This window comes from Myroides sp. C15-4 (assembly GCF_050522745.1).
Lineage (GTDB): Bacteria > Bacteroidota > Bacteroidia > Flavobacteriales > Flavobacteriaceae > Flavobacterium.
Genome location: NZ_JBMVQX010000006.1, coordinates 37,415 through 55,412 on the forward strand (window position 1 = coordinate 37,415; position 17,998 = coordinate 55,412).

Sequence of the window (17,998 nt, forward strand, 5' to 3'; positions counted from 1 at the left end):
TACTTTTGTGGAGAGTATTTTTGTAATTTACGTTAACTTATGAAGAAAATGGTAAAAAAACTGATTTTAGCGTTATTTCTAGTAGTACTAGGTATAAACCTTCATGCACAGGATAAGAAATTTCAGATTCACACAATCGCATTTTATAATGTTGAAAATTTGTTTGATACGATTCGCGATCCAAAGATTTACGATGAAGAATGGACTCCAGATGGAGCACAAGCATGGACGAAAAAGAAATACGAGAAAAAAATCGACAACCTCACTCGTGTTATGTCACAAATTGGCACGGATGAAAATCCCAATATGCCTGTTGTTATTGGTGTAGCTGAAATAGAAAACAGAGGAGTATTGGAGGATTTAGTTCGTGCACCTGCGATGCAACCTGGTGATTATGGCATTGTGCATTACGATTCGCCTGATCGACGTGGGATTGACGTGGGATTGCTATACAGTAAAAAACACTTTGTGCCAACATCTACTTCAGCTCACACATTGTATATCTACGATCAATTAGCGAAAGCAAGTGCTGGGGGTAAAAAGCGTATTTATACCCGTGATCAGCTATTGGTTACTGGATTATTAGATGGAGAAGAAATACATTTTATTGTTAATCACTGGCCTTCACGCGTGGGTGGTGAGAAAGCAAGTAGCCCTAATCGAGAGGCAGCTGCAGCATTAAATGTCAAAATTATTGATTCCCTACAAGCCCTTAATCCACAAGCAAAGGTGATCACCATGGGAGATATGAATGACGGACCTCTAAATAAGAGTATCAAAAAAGTATTGAATGCAGGTGGAGACAAAAAATTTGTACAACCGCAAGGGCTCTTTAACCCGATGGAGAAAATGGCGAAAGATGGTTTGGGTACTTTAGCCTACCGCGATGCATGGGATATCTTTGATCAGATGATTTTGACTGAAGCGTATTTGCAAGAAGGCTATGATTCTTGGAAGTATTGGAAGGCGAAAATATTTAAAAAACCGTTTATGATCCAATCTACAGGACAATATAAAGGCTATCCGTTGAGAAATAGCAACAGTGAACCTGGGTTTAGTGATCACTTTCCCGTTTATATATATTTGATTCGCGAACAAAAATAGTAGAAAAGAGTGCCATTTGGCACTCTTTTTTGATAGGGTTGTACTTTAGTTTGGACACTTTTATTCTGTGCTTTCTTGTTCAAAGCGAATTTCATCAATCACAAGGTCATAAGTACTGGAAATTGTAGCTGTTTTTCCTCCAAAACGAATAGCAAAGAAAGGACCCATACCTGTTTGATTGTAAGCAACACCTGATAGAGGCAGTAAAATCTTAATCCACTGTCCTTGGGTATCAATGGTACCATTGTATTGATTGACATTGCCTTCCTGATTGGTGTGCGTAGATGGTAAAACGGATTGACTGTGTTGGACATCACCTAAATTGTAGGCAACAAAATACCCTGCTGCATCGTATATTTGAATGCATAGAGAGCGTCTACTGGCTTGACCTTTCATCAGAAAAGAAATCGCTGTTGCTGATGAGGGAACTGACACATCGCGAGCAATAAAGGCCATCTCCGTTTTAGTAGGTGAGCCGCGAAAAGCCAATGCCGTGGAATTGTTCCAGCCTTCGCCTGTTGCTTGGGTAGCAAATTTGAGTCCTGCTCGAGTTAAGGTTGCATTAAATGCGTCCCAATCTTCAAAATCTGCACCAGGGAAGACTAATACACCTCCTGGTTCAACAGGAATATCTTCGTCGGTATTGCCTCCTTCATTGTTATCTTCACTGTTATCTTTATTTCCTTCTTCATCATTGTCATTACCGGAAGTTGTGCTATCTTCCGTTAAGGGATCTTGATCCAACAATAGATCTGTCAGTAAGCGAGGATACAGCTGCATTTGCTTGCTAAAAACATCGAGAATTCCCGTAATCGATCCGCTGTTTGCAGGAATAACATAATCAACAAACTCTTTACTCATCTTTCCTGTTCGGATGTAACAGGCGTTTCCTTGATTGTCAATGAGTTTTCTCAGGGTATAGCCTTGAGCATCAACATCCGTAGGATCATATAGTTTTTTCCCCACTAAAGAAGGATCGAATTGCACATTTTCCAGTGTAAGAAGTGTACTCGTATACTGAGCTGTGTTTTCTTTGAGGTCTTGTAGGGTGAGGTGATGGGTGTAAGGCTCGAGATTGACTGGAGCTTCGCAATATTTTTCTAGATGCTTAACCACGTTGTTTTTCGGAATACTTCCCATGTATTTTTTATCTTTCGACGAGGTGTAAATTCCGCCACCAAGAGTTAGTTTATCGAAACTATTGGTGCAATAGAGGTTGTCTAATTTGACAAGTATTTTTGTTCCTGGTGGAAATTCTACGAAGGAAGCCGCTAGTTCTAAGTTGATGATCAATGGACGTTGCGTCTGTTCATCAACAAGATAGAGCTTGTTGTAAAAATTACCTCCTTGATCACTGGATATGACGATTCCGGTAAGGACGTCATCTGCAGCGCCAGGGTAAAGACGTATTCGCTCATCAGCTAAACTGTATATGTTGTCAATGGTTGTGTTGGGTTGAGTATTAGGATTTGTACAGTCGAAAGACGGAGGACTAAAAGGGTCTGTTTGCGCACAACTTGTACATATAAAAGCCCAAGTGATAAGAGCTATTCTTAGAAGGGGTTTGATTTTCATATATTTAGGGATTAAAGGTTATAATAGAGTTGAATAAAGAAATTGCGGCCATAACTATACCAATATTTGGTTCCAAAAACAGCATAATCACCACTGCTTCGTGCCATTTCTTGAGGATAGGTTGCATTGCGTGATTGCTCAAAACCACCCGTTCGATATCGGATGTTGAAAATATTTTGAATGGAGCAAAAAAAGCCAAGGATTGAACGATTGGACAGTCGCCAAGATTTTCCCGCTGTAATCGAAGCTAAAGTAAAGGCAGGGAGTTTTTCTTGTTGTAGTAGCTCTGCTAAGTTTAATGCCGTAATTCCATCATAGGGGCGTCCCATTTTTTGAGGATCGCTAATAAAGGTTGGAGACCTTTTTAATGGTGATACGCGTACATAAGAATCAGTGAGATAACTTAGTGTTGTTTCGATGAACCAAAACGACGGTGCTCGATAAGATAGACCTAAGGCAAGGGCAGTTTGTGGGCCATTCGCAATTCGGTAATGACGCAACTTTGCTTGACCAAGGTCTTGGGGTTTGGCTGTGTTGGTTGCTTGGATATACAGCCTTGGGTTGTTTGTATAAAACGATTGTCCAAATCCGGCCGCCGCGGTAATTTTTAAAGTCGAGCTGAGGGCATAAGCAAGGCTTAGCTCAATTCCAATATGACGGGTATCCACAGGGGTTAGTAGTTCAGAAACCAAGGAGCCTTTCGAATCTGTGAGGTCCATGCCTTCGGTATAATAAAAATTAAGTTGGGTACTCTGGCGTATTTCTGTTAGATACCCAGTAAGACGCGTTTGAAGGCGCGTTGTTCGCAAGCGGTAACTACCTACTATATTCCAATTATTCTCTGCTTGGAGATGAGGAGTAATAGTATTGGTTACCCTTACATTGTCAAATACATACTGAAGGACAGGTGGCCTATTATTATAAGTAAGGTCCAATTGTACGAGGTGTTTACCCGTGAGGTAATAGGTGACTCCCCCTTTAATGCCCAAAGTATTAAATGGTATACGTTCACTGCGACCATAAGAATTGGTGGGATAATTGGGGTTTCGATATAGTCCTTCTCTCTGGTAGTTAGTAAAATTGACCTGCTGTCCAAAATAGAGATCCACCCGATGGAGGTGCAAGGTAAACTGAGTAAATGCTTCTAAACTTTGACCTAAAAGGAGATAGTGATACCCATAGGTATCTCCAGCATAAATAGTTCGGTTTGGGTGATTCAGGTCACTGTCCTGTCGAGTTTTTTCCTGATAAGAATCGATGTCTTTGTAATAGCTACCTCCTAATAAGTCTACGGCTTTTTTGAAGTTCATTGAGCGCAGATTGCGGTAATTTACTCCTGCAAATAACAAGAGGTGATCATTGAGTGCTGTTTGAAAGGCGGTATTAGCCGAAAGCGTTTGATCTTCCTGTCGATCCTCAAACAGAATAATTTTACTTTGACCATTAAAGCTAGTATTCTTTTTATAAAGTGCTTCCCAGTCAATTTGTCCTTGCTGAATAAACGATGAACGCGATTCTTCTGCTTGTTGCAAGTGAGCAAGTGTCGTTTGTTTGAAATCGTCTGCTTCTGGTAATGCGTTAAACTCATCCGAAGACATTTGCCAATAGGTTGAGTCTATTTGGGTCAGGTAATAACTAGGAAGATTCTTGTAATGAACGGGGTCTGGGTTGAGGTTGTCTTGGTAGTCCAATCTACTTTGTGCCTGATATCCCCATTGATAGCCGAGGGTTGTGGTTAATTTACTGCGTTCATTGAACGTCCACACATGGGTCAATAAAAGTAAAGGTTCTTGAATCGTTTGATAACGGGCATTTCTTTTTCTATTGCCTTGCCAACCCCAATAGGCATTGTAGTTAATTCCCTTTAGTTCAGTTTGCTCTAGGGTATTGGATGAATTTTTTGCGCGTTTATTTTTTGCGATTATACCCGAAAAATAGACGCTGTGCTTCTTGGTTATCTTTTTTTCGATCCCCATAAATAGAGAAAAAGCAGTATAATCACTTCCTTGCCAATAGCTTTCTTTGGCCCCCCGATAGGAGCCAGATAGTGCAAATGCCCAACCCCGAGAGGTTAGCCCCGAAGCATAGTTGAAAAAAGGCTTCCAATGGTAGGTGGTCGTTGTTCCTGCTAGTCCCAATCGCAAACCCTTTCTGAATTGAGCGGGGGAAGTAACAATGGATTGCGTACCTAAAAGGCCACCAAAGGTAGAGGAAGCGAGAGCAGGACCAGAAGAAAAGACTGCATTTCTCATGACGTCATTTAGACCACCCCAATTGCTCCATTGGGGACGTCCGTGGTGCATTTTGTTCATAATAAAACCATTAATCAGCACAGATCCATAGGAATTATCTAGCCCACGCATGCGATAGAAACTCGATCCCCAAGTATAAGCCGCTGCTTGCTGAAAAGGATCTTTGGTCGCTTGTAATAAACGCGCGGAATTGGCTGTAGGAATTTCTTCTTCTTCGAGGTCCTGGTCTTCTAATAAGATCAGCCCTAGTTTCTCTGTAGAAATCCAGTCTTCTTCGAGGAAAATAGACCCTAAGTCGAGCTGTTCCTCTTGGAGTATTTCTACAGTTATTCGTTTGTTGGCATAGTTCGCTAAGGAAAATTCGAGTTCCCAGTTTCCCGATGTGGGCGGATAGAGAACAAAAGTACCTTCTCGATCTGTTAAGGTTGAAAGAGCCGTTCCGATTAGACGAACGACCGTTGCTTGGAGGGGCATTCGCGTTTTGGCATCCAATATTTTACCTTTTATTTCGCGTTGTGCCAGTGCATAGGGGATGGAAAGTACTAAAAACAGGGCCAATACAAGTTGCTTCATAAATAGTGGGAGATTAAAGTGGATTGATTTTTGATTGATTTATATTAAAGTTAGTATTTAAATAATTTATTATTTGTTTTTGGAGCTATTTATTGAGTAAAAATTAGAAAAATGAATGATTTTGTGTATTTTTGTTTGAAAGTATTAATTGTGGCTTTCAGTTTGATGAATGGAAAGAAGGGGTGGACCCAACAGAAGCAATATCAAATTCGGACGATTGCTTTTTATAATTGTGAAAACTTGTTTGATACAATACGTAATCCCAAAACATATGATGAGGATTGGACGCCTAACGGAGCGAAAAGGTGGACAAAAGAAAAGTACGAGCAGAAAATTGCAAATCTTGCTCGAGTTTTAGCTCAAATTGGAAGGGAGGAGAATCCGAATATGCCTGCTATTATAGGCGTTGCAGAAGTAGAAAATAGAGAGGTATTGGAAGATCTAGTGCTACACCCAACGTTGCGTAAGGGGAATTATGGTATTGTGCATTTTGACTCTCCAGATAAACGCGGGGTAGATGTGGCTCTGCTATACGCCAAGGACCATTTTATTCTTCAAAATGCCTCGCATCATACGTTGTGCCTTTACGATAAAGCCCATTCCGGCAAGCGCAAGAGAATTTACACCCGGGATCAGTTGTTGGTATCTGGGTTATTGGATGGAGAAGAGATGCATTTTATCGTCAATCACTGGCCCTCGCGATTGGGTGGGCAAAAGCGGAGCAGTCCCAATCGAGAAGCGGCAGCAAGGTTAAATAAAAAGTTGATCGATTCCCTACAGAACATCCATGCCAAGGCAAAGATCGTCAGCATGGGGGATTTTAATGATGGGCCGTTAGACACTAGTATAAAGCAGGTGCTGCAGACAGAAGGAGAGGCAATTAAGGTGCTGCCTTTGGGATTGTTCAATCCCATGGAAAAAATGGATAAAAAAGGCTACGGTACATTGGCCTATCGCGATGCTTGGGCTATTTTTGATCAGCTAATCCTAACGGAAGCCTTTTTACAACAAGAGTTTACTTCTTGGAAATATTGGAAAGCTCGTATTTTTCAAAAGCCATTTATGGTGCAATCAGACGGACTCTATCAAGGGTATCCCTTGAGAAACAGCAACAATGAGCCAGGATTTAGTGATCATTTTCCCGTTTATTTCTATGTGCTGCGCGCTTGGTAAAAGTAAAAAAGACAGCGGATGAGGCTGTCTTTTTGTTATTGAAAGAGTTTTTCGATAATTTCTTGTCCGTAGACTTGTGATATTTTCTGAACAAAAGATTCAAAACTGAAGCTGGCTTCTTGATTGGCTTTGTCTGAAATAGTGCGTATAACGCTGCATGGTACTTGGTATTCGTAGCAGATTTGCGCTACAGCAGCACCTTCCATCTCTACACAAAGTACTTGAGGTAGGGCTTGTTGCAAATTTTCTTTTTGTATATCAGTAGAAAAAAATTGATCTCCGCTGGCAATGGTTCCTACGTAAACCTTAGGTTGATCGATGGCGAATTTTTTCAACTCATCAGACGCAATTTTGGTATGAAGTACTGCGGGGTCAAGGAAGCTCTCAATGTGTTGCTTTACTTGATTGGATCGCATGGCACTAGTCTCAAAGTAGGTTTTGTTGAGCAGGGGAATTTCATATTTTGGTCGCAAAGGCGAAACATCCATGTCATATTGAATTAAATCTTTGGCAATGACGACATCACCCACTTCGATGTGAGGAGCAATACCACCAGCAACACCAATAAAGATAATTTCACTAACGCGGAAATGCAACAGTAAAGCTGATGCCGTTGCTGAAGCTGCAACTTTTCCAATACGAGAGTAGACGACCACGACTTGTTGTTTACCAAGTAATCCCTGATAATAGGTGCGATTGCCAATCGTTGTAGCCGTTTTATCTTGTAAAATAGCGATGATTCCATCTATTTCCTGGGGAATGGCACCCATGATTCCAATTAGTTGTTCCTCCATATTGAATTGTGTATTTGCAGCTCAAAAGTAGAAATAATTGTTCAATATCCTGAGGATATTCTCCTACTGACACCTGAGCGATCCTAAGTCTTCACAGGGAAGCGTTAGCGATACTTGTCTTTTTTAGCTAATAAAATAAAGATAAGAGTTGTATTTTATTCTTTTAAAGCAAAAGAGCTAATTATTGCAACTAAAAAAATCTTGAAGTAGCCTATAAAAAAATAGTATCTTTACAACGAAAAGTGAGAAAATAATTCCTCCTGTTTTTTGGAGGATCAAATATATAAATACATAAATACACAAATGGCTTGTACAAATTGTTCAACGAAGACAGATAGTAATGGCGTACCCAGAGGGTGTCAGAGTAACGGAACATGCGGAACAGACAGCTGTAATAAATTAGCAGTTTTTGATTGGTTGTCGAATATGGTTTATCCAAATTCAGACAGCATTTTTGATATAGTTGAGGTTCGATTTAAGAACGGAAGAAAAGATTTTTACCGCTATCCAAGTGGAATGACTGTGGCAATGGGAGATATCGTTGCAACAGAAACATCACCAGGACACGATGTGGGAATCATTTCATTAGTAGGAGAGCTTGTTAAGGTTCAAATGAAAAAAAAGAAAGTAGACCCAGAGGGAGAAATCTTAAAAATTTATCGAAAAGCAACGCAAAAAGATATTGATATTTGGCAGGAAGTTCGAGAAAAAGAAGAACCTGTTCGAATGAGAGCAAGAGAGATTGCAATCAATTTAAACCTTGAAATGAAAATATCAGATGTGGAGTTTCAAGGGGATGGATCAAAAGCAACGTTTTATTATACAGCGAGTGAGCGTGTCGATTTTAGACAGTTAATTAAAGAGTTTGCTAGAGAATTTAGCATTCGAATTGAGATGAAACAAGTAGGATTCAGACAAGAGGCCGCGCGTTTAGGCGGGGTTGGATCTTGTGGAAGAGAACTTTGTTGTTCGACTTGGCTAACGGATTTTAGAAGTGTAAATACTGCAGCAGCACGTTATCAACAATTATCGTTAAACCCACAAAAATTAGCAGGTCAATGCGGTAAGTTAAAGTGTTGTTTGAACTTTGAATTGGATACGTATTTGGAAGCATTGAAAGATATGCCAGATTCGGATACGAAACTAATGACTGTAAAGGGAATTGCCTTTTGTCAAAAGATCGATATTTTCAAAGGTCAAATGTGGTTTGCTTATGCAAATAATTCAGCGAATTGGTACGTTTTGACAGCAGAACAAGTAAAGGAAATCTTAGACTTGAATGCGCAAAACGAAAAAGGAAATGAATTAGAAAGTTATAGCGAAGATATTCCTTCAGATAAAGATCATTTCCAAAGTGCGGTTGAACAGGATAGCGTAACGCGTTTTGATCAACCTAAGCGAAGAAAAAAGAATACGAAACCCAAAGGAAAATCAACAGATCGCAATGAGTCTTCTGCTGGTGCAAGAGGGGAGGCGAGAGAATCGGCGAATGAAAAAGACGATAGAAAACGCAGACCAAGAACCCGAACTAAAAATGCAGAAGGTAGAGAAAAACCTATGGCAAAAGAGGGAGAACGCAGATCAGAAGGTAGAGTGGAGGCAGGCAGACCAGAAGGAAGGCCGCAACGTAAAACAAAACCAGAAGGACGACCAGAAGGTAAAGTAGAAGGAGGAAAACCGGAAGGGAGACCTGAGCGAAAATCACCAGATCGAACGGAGGGTAGACCAGAAAAAAAACGCGTAAATAAAGAGCCAAGAACAAACAATGAGGCAGAAGGTGAGGATAATAAAGGTAAGAATCAAAAACCGCGTTCCAATAAACCCAAGCCGAGAAAACCTCGTCCAGCGAATCCAAATACAAACCCAACAAATAAACCAGAAGGTGAAAATAAATAGTCTTTATTTAGCTTTGAGTCTTTCGTTAGGCCTATTGATGAGTTGTCAACATGACCACAAAGTGGTTTTTGACGAATTTCAGCCTACCAAAGGAGTTTGGGAAAGACAAGATATCAAAACATTTGTGTGGGATGTTCAGGATACCCTGACTACCAACAATTTATTTATGAATGTAAGGGTAAATAAGGAGTATCCTTTTAGCAATCTGTTTGTCATAGCTAAGTTGTATAAACCCAATGCTGAAATTGTGATTGATACCCTACAATTTCAAATGTCAGATCCTAATGGAGCTCTTTTAGGTAATGGTTTTTCGGACGTAAAAGAGAGTAAATTGTGGTTGAAAGAAAATTTCGTTTTTGACCAAGCGGGAAAATATAAACTCACACTTGAACAGGCGGTACGTGCACTTGGCGATGTCGAAGGGGTACCGGAGTTAAAAGGAATTAGTGAAGTCGGATTTAGAATCGAAAAAGCAGAATAAGTTTCATAAAAGTTGTATGAATAATAAAAAACAAATGAATAAAAAAGCACCAAGTTTCAAAAAGTATGTAGCTGCTTTTTGGATTGCCTTTTTAGGATTAGGTGTTGCTCTTGTGTTATTTTTCCTTTGTGCTTCTTGGGGCGTTTTTGGGGCAATGCCTACATTTGATGAGTTGGAAAATCCATCGAGTAACGTTGCAACAGAAATTATCTCTTCAGATGGGAAGACGATCGGAAAATTTTATTTAGAAAATCGCGTACCGGCGAAATATGAAGATTTACCTCCGCATTTGGTTCAATCGTTAATCGCTACAGAAGATGAGCGATTCTATGGGCATTCGGGAATTGATGCTAGAGGAACCTTACGTGCTGTTACTTCAGTAGGAAGTAGTGGAGGAGCGAGTACAATTACCCAACAGTTAGCGAAATTGTTATTCCATGGGGAAGGATCTCGTAACTTAGCAAAACGTATTACACAAAAAGCAAAAGAATGGGTAATCGCAGTTAAATTAGAACGTCAATATACCAAAGAGGAAATCTTGACGATGTATTTGAACAAAGCAGATTTTGTGAATAATGCCGTGGGAATTCGCTCTGCAGCCAAAGTATACTTAGGTAAAGAACCCAAAGACTTAACGGTTGATGAGGCAGCTATGTTAGTGGGGATGCTTCAAAATCCAGCGTATTTCAACCCTGTTCGACGACCAGAATTGGTGCAAAAGAGAAGAAATGTCGTTCTGCATCAAATGGCTAAAAATGAATTTATTAGCAAAGAAGAGAGTATTCGTTTACAAAACGAACCATTGTCTTTGCATTTTACACCAGAAAGTCACCGCGAGGGAATCGCGACCTACTTTAGAGAGTATTTACGCGATTATATGCGCCGTTGGGTAAAAGAGAATCCGAAAAAAGACGGAACGACTTACGATATTTATCGCGATGGATTGAAAATTTACGTTTCGATTGACTCGCGTATGCAAAAATATGCAGAAGAAGCTGTACAAGAGCATATTAGTAATTTACAAGAGGAGTTTTTTATTCGACAAAAGACCAATAAAAATGCGCCTTTCTACAATATCTCAGCAGCTGATACGGAAGCAATTATTTTGCGCGCGATGAAAACGTCTGAACGTTGGCGCCAAATGAAAGATTTAGGAAAATCAGAGGATGAGATTCTCAAGTCATTTGAAGTGAAAACAGACATGCGTATTTTCTCGTGGAAAGGAGAAATAGATACGGTTATGACACCAAGAGATTCGATTGTGTACTATAAGCACTTCTTGCAAACGGGAATGATGTCTATGGAACCACAAACGGGTCATATTAAAGCTTGGGTTGGTGGAATCAATTACAAACACTTCCAATACGATCACGTAGGACAGGGAGCAAGACAGGTAGGATCGGTATTTAAACCTTTCGTTTATGCTACAGCTATTGAACAATTGCACTATTCTCCTTGTGATTCGATTATTGATTCACCATTTACGATGCCAAAAGGACGATATGGTATTGGACAAGACTGGTCGCCACAAAATTCAAACAGAAGTTATAAGGGAATTATGACTTTAAAACAAGCTTTGGCAGGATCTGTGAATACGATTACGGCTAAACTAATGGATAAAGTAGGCCCTAAAGCGGTTGTTAATATGACACGTGATTTAGGTATCTCAGCAGAGATACCTCAAAGTCCTGCGATTGCATTAGGAGCAGTTGATATTACAGTAAGCGATATGGTGGCTGCTTATAGTACATTTGCCAACCAAGGAATTTATGTAAAACCTGTATTTGTTACGCGAATCGAGGATAAAAATGGGGTAATCTTATTTAATGCAGTACCAGAAACAAAGGATGTATTGAGTAAAGATGTTGCTTATACGGTAGTGAAGTTGCTCGAAGGCGTTACAGAAAGTGGTTCTGGGGTTCGTTTGCGTACAACTTGGCAAGGACCAGGATATAAACGCGTAACGGGACACCCCTACAAATTCACCAATCCAATTGCTGGAAAAACCGGTACAACACAAAATCAAAGTGATGGGTGGTTCATTGGTATGGTGCCCAATTTAGCAACAGGAGTTTGGGTTGGAAATGACGATCGTGCCGCACATTTTAATACAATGCTGTACGGACAAGGAGCGACAATGGCCTTACCGATTTGGGGCTTGTATATGAATAAGTGTTATGCTGATAAAACACTGAATGTTTCGAAAGGAACTTTTGAAGTGCCCGAAGGATTATCGATCCGAGTGGATTGCTCAAAAGTACTACAAGAAACCGATAAATCAGATGACGAACTAGATACAAATGAATTTGATTTCTAATAAAAAAACGCCTTTTTTTAAAGGCGTTTTTTTTATATTTTAGAGGAGTTAATTAAACCAGAGATTATGATAAATAAAAAAGTAGCTAATGTCCAAGAAGCATTGGCTGATGTTCAAGATAATATGACGATAATGCTTGGTGGTTTTGGATTGTGTGGAATACCAGAAAACTCAATTGCAGAGCTTGTTCGCAAGAATATTAAAGGCTTAACGTGTATTTCTAACAATGCCGGAGTGGATGATTTTGGTCTAGGTTTGTTGTTGCAAAAACATCAAATTGACAAAATGATTTCTTCCTATGTAGGAGAGAACGCAGAGTTTGAACGTCAAATGTTGTCTGGAGAACTTAATGTTGAGTTAACTCCACAGGGTACTTTAGCAGAGAAATGTAGAGCTGCTAAGATGGGAATTCCTGCTTTTTTTACACCAGCAGGGTATGGAACGGAAGTAGCAGAAGGAAAAGAAGTACGTGTCTTTCATGGTAAACCCCATATTATGGAGGAAGCTTTTGAGGCGGATTTCGCTATTGTGAAAGCGTGGAAAGGAGATGAAGCAGGAAACTTAATCTTCAAAGGAACGGCAAGAAACTTTAATGAATGTATGGCGGGTGCTGGTAAAATTACCGTAGCAGAAGTAGAAGAATTAGTGCCAATTGGAACGCTGGATCCGAATGAAATTCACGTACCGGGTATTTTTGTAAAGCGCATTTTTCAAGGTGAAAAGTACGAGAAGAGAATTGAACAACGCACTGTTCGTCAAAGAAAATAACCAACCAACTGTTTAAAGAAATATTATGTTAGATAAAGTAGGTATTGCAAAACGCATAGCAAAAGAGTTACAAGACGGATTTTTTGTAAACTTAGGTATTGGTATTCCAACACTTGTTGCTAATTATGTACCAGAAGGAATGAATGTTGATTTTCAAAGTGAAAATGGCGTTTTAGGGATGGGACCCTTCCCTTATGAAGGAGAAGAAGATCCAGATTTAATTAATGCGGGAAAACAAACGATAACAACCTTAGCGGGAGCATCTTTTTTTGATTCGTCAACGAGTTTCGGAATGATTCGCGGAAAACACGTCGACTTGACTATTTTAGGTGCAATGGAAGTTTCTGAAAAGGGAGATATCGCCAACTGGAAAATTCCTGGTAAGATGGTAAAAGGAATGGGAGGTGCTATGGATTTAGTAGCTTCTGCAGAAAATATCATTGTCGCTATGATGCATGTAAATAAAGCAGGTGAATCAAAAATATTAAAATCGTGTTCACTGCCATTAACAGGCGTTGGTTGTGTGAAAAAAATTGTGACTGAACTTGCCGTAATGGAGGTTACACCACAAGGAATTAAATTACTAGAAAGAGCACCTGGTGTTTCGGTAGAAGATATTATTAAGGCAACAGAAGTTGAGCTAATTATAGAAGGAGATATTCCAGAAATGATGTTAGATTAAATAGAAAAAGGAGGTTTTTAACCTCCTTTTTTTATAGCGCTTGGTAGTTGATTCCCGTTTGTTGTACTATTTTATCGCCAGCTATTTTGCGATGCGTTTTCCAGTCGTTCTCACCCAAAGGAGGCAGCGTTAAGGCTAACTCATCTGCTTCTTTGCTGTAGTAATCCAATCGGTTCTCATAATAAGGAGACACTAAATTATATACTGCATTAGCCGTGAAATCTTGTTCTATTAGGGCAGTTGTAAATTGAATAATATCGTTGAGGTGAATCATGTTGATTGGCAACTCCGGATTATCGAGAACATCGCGGTTTACAATATAACGGACTGGTTTTCGATCAGGACCGAATAAACCACCTAAACGCAAAATGAAACTAGTTAATCCATCCGCAGTAAGTATAATCTCTTCTGCTGCTAAAATCTGTCGACTTGTTGGATCATTACTATACGATGTACTAGATTCAGTGACTACGGATTCACTAGGTGCATAAACTGAAACAGAACTCATCATCATTACCTTTTCAACTCTATTTTTCTTTAAATACGGCAATAAACGTTGAAAACTCGCCTGATATAAGGTGCTCTCTTCACCTCGAATGGGCGGAATTGTGATAATTAATAGATCAACACCTTGTAAAAAAGCGTGAATTTGTGCGTCATCCGGATGTTGTAAATCCACAAGATAGGGGTCAATGCCCTTTGTTTGTAGTTCTTCCAACTTGGATGCGCTTGTTGTTGAACCCTTTACAGTAAAGCTTTTATTTAGAAGATGTTGACTTAGGTGCAATCCCAACCAACCACAACCGAGTATGCCAATTGTTTTCATTTGTATTATTTTTTGACTATCAAAAGCTAAAATTACGGAATTACTTTGTGAGTGTAAATTAATCTATTGATATTTGAAATTATAAATTTCAGTAGACATGAAAAAAATCGCATTATCCCTGATGGCTTTCTTTCTTGTAGGAGGTAGTTTGACTACTCAAGCACAAGAAGTAGAAAAGCAAATTGTTATAGAAAATAGGAAAAACGCACCCGAACAACAAGATAAACCTTATGTTATTTTAGTGTCTTTGGATGGCTTTCGTTATGATTACATAGAAAAGCACCAGGCTAGTTTCTTACAAAAGTTGGCAAAAGAAGGTACGTCTGCAGAATCATTAATTCCGTCCTATCCTTCGGTTACGTTTCCCAACCATTATTCCCTTGTTACAGGAATGTACCCTGGGCATCATGGATTAGTAGGAAATACGATGTATGATCCTAAAATGAACGAGCGTTATTCGTTGGGTAATGCAAGTGCAGTGACCAATGCCAAATGGTATGGAGGAACACCTTTGTGGGTCTTAGCAGAACAGCAAGGCATGTTGAGTGCTTGTTACTATTGGCCAGGTTCAGAGGCTCCTATTCAATCGGTATTGCCAACCTATTATTACAAATACAGTGAGAAAACAGAGATAAAAAGCCGTATAGAAGAGGTAAGAGCTTGGTTGAAGTTGCCTGAAGAACAAAGACCACATTTTATTACGTTCTATATGCCAGAGGTTGATCATGCAGGACATAAATATGGACCTGATGCAGTGGAAACGTTTAAAGCTGTTCAACACGTAGATAAGGCAATAGAAAAACTTTATCAATTGATACAAGAATCTAAAATGCCAATCAATTTAGTTGTGGTGTCAGATCATGGGATGTTAGAATTAAATCAAGAAGAATTATTGAAATTGCCCTTTGAGGTAAATGACAAAGAATTAACCGTTGCTTCTAATGGAACGTTTGTCAGCCTTTTTGTCCAACATCCAAAAGAGGTAGAAAAATGGTATAAGATAGCAAAAGAGTCAGCAGATTCTAAATATATGCAAGTATTCTTAAAAGATGAATTGCCTAAAGAATATCATTTTGGTAGGGCTGACGATCGTTTTAATCGAGTAGGCGATATTGTGATAACAGCTAATCCACCTTATTACTTTACGAATCGACCATTGGCAGGTAGCCATGGATATGATCCCGCATTGGTCAAAGAGATGCATGCTTTGTTTGTTGCAATTGGTCCTAACATTCGAAAGCAAAATAGGATACCATCTTTTGAGAACATACATGTGTATCCGATAATTGCCAAAATACTTGGCTTATCAGTAGATCAAGTTAAAATTGATGGCAATATGAGTGTTGGCGATCAGGTGTTGACAAATTAAAAAAGACCTATATAAAATAAAAAACTCGATCTTGAAAAAGATCGAGTTTTTTTATTAGAATTGATATCCAAAACCAAGATTCAAATAGATGTTGTGCATACTAAATGAAATGGCGTCAAAATTTTTGTCTAATAGCCCATTAAAACCATAGGTAACATCTCCGAATAGGAAGAAGTTTTGATTGACCTTCCACTCAGCGCCAATTTGTGTACCCCATTGGAATTTATTCACATGATTCGAGAAATCGTAATCTGCTTTTTTTCCGTCTTCGAAGATTAGTTTTTGACCTGTCGGATTGTTTTGTCTGAGGTAACCATCATATACATAGCCATCAAATGATTGATCAATAGCTGTGGAGAAATACAATCCTCCATAGACATTCCATTGCTCATTGATGTTATATGTAGCCAGTACAGGAAAAGTTAAGTACGTATTTCGGATTTCAGTTTTTACATCTCCTGTAAAGTGTCCCTTTACATAAGCGCCATTGTAATTGATTTCGGTTAAATAATCTTTTACTCTAGCGTCCGTTTTCATTCCTTTTCCTTCTACGCGAATTCCAAGTCGAATCCCCCATTTGTGTTCGTCAGATAGCCATTTGGTCATATTAGCTTCCATGCCCAATTGTAGTGTTGGATTATAACTTTTTACCTTTCGTATTTCACGAGGTAATCCCAAAGGAGCGGCTCCACCAATACTAAATTGAGAACGCACTTGGTAGGTTACATTATGATTGAAAAAATGTTGTTTTTTTTGCTCTCCTTCTTGTGCATAGGTTGATAAGGCTATAGAAGAGAGAAGAATAATATATAGATAATTAAAATTCATTGCTGTAGATTTAAATTAGTTTTTTAAGATTTCAACTTCATCAATGTAAAGTGTACTTCCAATAGCTCCATTAAAGAGACTTCCTTCTTCACTAGAGGAGAAAACAATTGCTAATTTGTATTTTTTATTTGAATCGTATGATTTACCTTCTACATAAGTAAACGGAATTTCAAATAAGGTCCACGTGGTTGTTTCCTTTTTTAGTTCAGCTGGTACACGTGCAATCGAAACGATTTTTTCATCAATAAAGTCGTGATCCCCATATAAAAAGTCCGTTTTGTCAGCCTCAAAAAGTACTGCATAAGCATCCCAGCGGTCTTCTTTGAGTTTGTTTTTATCGGGATTATTTACTTGGAATTCTTTTCCTCTAGTATATTTATAGAATCCTCTAAAAACGGTTGGTTCATAGTTGAATTCAAAGCCAAATTTCGTTCCTTTTAACGGTTTTGAAACCGCGGTAGCGATGTCAAATTCTCCTAAAAATAAATTTCCTGCTGCTAATGGACTTCCCATCATTGGGCCTAGCGGTTCAGTAGATAAAGTTGTTAACTTGATACCGTGTCCGACAAAACCATTTGGTACAACAGAGGTTGGGAAATCACTTGGTTTTTTTGCATTGTCGGGATCTCCATCTGTCATTGCGAAACCAATGTTTCCACTAGCCCAAATGTATTCTTCTTTCTCTATGCCCTTGTCATCTAGGGTAATGTCATAAAGCACATGGTAGATATCAGTACTATAGAATCCTCCTGCTACTTCTTTGAATCGTTCAAAATTGTAGATCGTAGAAATTTCGGCATTGGTAAAATCAACCGTATAAATTTTACTCCAGTTTTGGCTCTGTGAAGTCACGCGATAAATTAACGGTCCCTGACTAAAATCGCGTACTGTTCCACTTGCAGGAACAATTGTGGCCCCATTAGTCAGTGTAAATTCAGGTGCCACTTGAGTTAAGTCTAATGACTTGGAAACTCTAAATGTTACTTTATCATTGCTGATAATAGGCGCTGTTAACAAAAATTCAGGATTGATTTTTGCCGTTTCAATATCGGCTTCTGCATTTAATGCTTCATCTTTGATACAAGATGAAAAAAGGATCCCTATCACTAGCGATAGGGATAAGAAAAAGTATTTGTTTCTCATCATTGAAATGGATTTATTATGTTTTGTACACGCAATTGCACTAATGGTGTAACCAAGACTTACAAATTTACGCTATATTAACGAGAATATGCGTTTTTTGCTTATTCGGTGAATGTATTGTGATTTTTTGTGCTTAAAACAAAAAAACAAGGGAATCCTTTTAGTACTATCAACGTAAAATTAATTTTTTTTTGATAAAATGATTCACAATGGACTG

Annotated in this window: 14 protein-coding genes; 8 read left to right on the forward strand and 6 right to left on the reverse strand. The window is 38.9% G+C overall.

Annotated features, from left to right (window positions below; translation table 11 throughout):
- The first annotated feature begins 48 nt into the window (after positions 1-48).
- Positions 49-1,104, forward strand: a complete 1,056-nt coding sequence (locus ACPDHL_RS04360) for an endonuclease/exonuclease/phosphatase family protein (protein ID WP_430531582.1) — start codon at positions 49-51, stop codon at positions 1,102-1,104.
- Positions 1,105-1,164: 60 nt separating this feature from the next.
- Here the strand turns inward: ACPDHL_RS04360 and ACPDHL_RS04365 are convergent, their stop codons facing one another.
- On the reverse strand, positions 1,165-2,679 hold the full coding sequence (locus ACPDHL_RS04365; RefSeq protein WP_430531583.1) for a DUF5689 domain-containing protein: 1,515 nt from the start codon (positions 2,677-2,679) through the stop codon (positions 1,165-1,167).
- A gap of 11 nt (positions 2,680-2,690) precedes the next feature.
- Positions 2,691-5,504 carry a carboxypeptidase-like regulatory domain-containing protein gene (locus ACPDHL_RS04370; RefSeq protein WP_430531584.1) on the reverse strand — a complete coding sequence of 938 codons (2,814 nt, stop codon included), beginning with the start codon at positions 5,502-5,504 and terminating at the stop codon, positions 2,691-2,693.
- 111 nt (positions 5,505-5,615) lie between these two features.
- On the opposite strand from ACPDHL_RS04370, the gene ACPDHL_RS04375 reads away from it, so the two are divergent.
- Entirely contained in the window at positions 5,616-6,677 is a 1,062-nt protein-coding gene (locus tag ACPDHL_RS04375; RefSeq protein WP_430531585.1) for an endonuclease/exonuclease/phosphatase family protein, read from the forward strand.
- 35 nt (positions 6,678-6,712) lie between these two features.
- Here the strand turns inward: ACPDHL_RS04375 and ACPDHL_RS04380 are convergent, their stop codons facing one another.
- Complete coding sequence (locus tag ACPDHL_RS04380) at positions 6,713-7,471, reverse strand: 5'-methylthioadenosine/adenosylhomocysteine nucleosidase (protein WP_430531586.1); 759 nt, start codon at positions 7,469-7,471, stop codon at positions 6,713-6,715.
- Between the two features lie 303 nt (positions 7,472-7,774).
- Here ACPDHL_RS04380 and ricT point away from each other — a divergent pair, with 303 nt between their 5' ends.
- From ricT to ACPDHL_RS04405, 5 genes are all read left to right on the forward strand, one after another.
- Positions 7,775-9,367: a regulatory iron-sulfur-containing complex subunit RicT gene (gene ricT, locus ACPDHL_RS04385; protein ID WP_430531587.1), complete on the forward strand. Its 1,593-nt coding sequence runs from the start codon at positions 7,775-7,777 to the stop codon at positions 9,365-9,367.
- Complete coding sequence (locus tag ACPDHL_RS04390) at positions 9,354-9,848, forward strand: gliding motility lipoprotein GldH (protein ID WP_430531588.1); 495 nt, start codon at positions 9,354-9,356, stop codon at positions 9,846-9,848. Before ricT ends, ACPDHL_RS04390 begins: the two co-directional genes overlap by 14 nt.
- 16 nt (positions 9,849-9,864) lie before the next feature.
- A complete protein-coding gene (locus tag ACPDHL_RS04395) occupies positions 9,865-12,165 on the forward strand; it encodes a penicillin-binding protein 1A (protein WP_430531589.1) in 2,301 nt (766 codons plus the stop codon).
- Between the two features lie 66 nt (positions 12,166-12,231).
- Positions 12,232-12,933 (forward strand): CoA transferase subunit A, encoded by a 702-nt coding sequence (locus ACPDHL_RS04400; protein WP_430531590.1) that lies wholly within the window; start codon positions 12,232-12,234, stop codon positions 12,931-12,933.
- A 25-nt stretch (positions 12,934-12,958) separates the two neighbouring features.
- The gene (locus tag ACPDHL_RS04405; protein WP_430531591.1) at positions 12,959-13,615 is read left to right on the forward strand and encodes a CoA transferase subunit B; all 657 of its coding nucleotides are present in this window, start codon (positions 12,959-12,961) and stop codon (positions 13,613-13,615) included.
- A gap of 31 nt (positions 13,616-13,646) precedes the next feature.
- Here ACPDHL_RS04405 and ACPDHL_RS04410 read toward each other — a convergent pair whose 3' ends face one another.
- Positions 13,647-14,441, reverse strand: a complete 795-nt coding sequence (locus ACPDHL_RS04410) for an NAD(P)H-binding protein (protein ID WP_430531592.1) — start codon at positions 14,439-14,441, stop codon at positions 13,647-13,649.
- Between the two features lie 97 nt (positions 14,442-14,538).
- On the opposite strand from ACPDHL_RS04410, the gene ACPDHL_RS04415 reads away from it, so the two are divergent.
- The gene (locus tag ACPDHL_RS04415; RefSeq protein ID WP_430531593.1) at positions 14,539-15,810 is read left to right on the forward strand and encodes an ectonucleotide pyrophosphatase/phosphodiesterase; all 1,272 of its coding nucleotides are present in this window, start codon (positions 14,539-14,541) and stop codon (positions 15,808-15,810) included.
- 54 nt (positions 15,811-15,864) lie between these two features.
- Here ACPDHL_RS04415 and ACPDHL_RS04420 read toward each other — a convergent pair whose 3' ends face one another.
- Entirely contained in the window at positions 15,865-16,638 is a 774-nt protein-coding gene (locus ACPDHL_RS04420) for a porin family protein (RefSeq protein WP_430531594.1), read from the reverse strand.
- 15 nt (positions 16,639-16,653) lie between these two features.
- Positions 16,654-17,784 carry a PCMD domain-containing protein gene (locus tag ACPDHL_RS04425; RefSeq protein ID WP_430531595.1) on the reverse strand — a complete coding sequence of 377 codons (1,131 nt, stop codon included), beginning with the start codon at positions 17,782-17,784 and terminating at the stop codon, positions 16,654-16,656.
- Positions 17,785-17,998 lie beyond the last annotated feature (214 nt).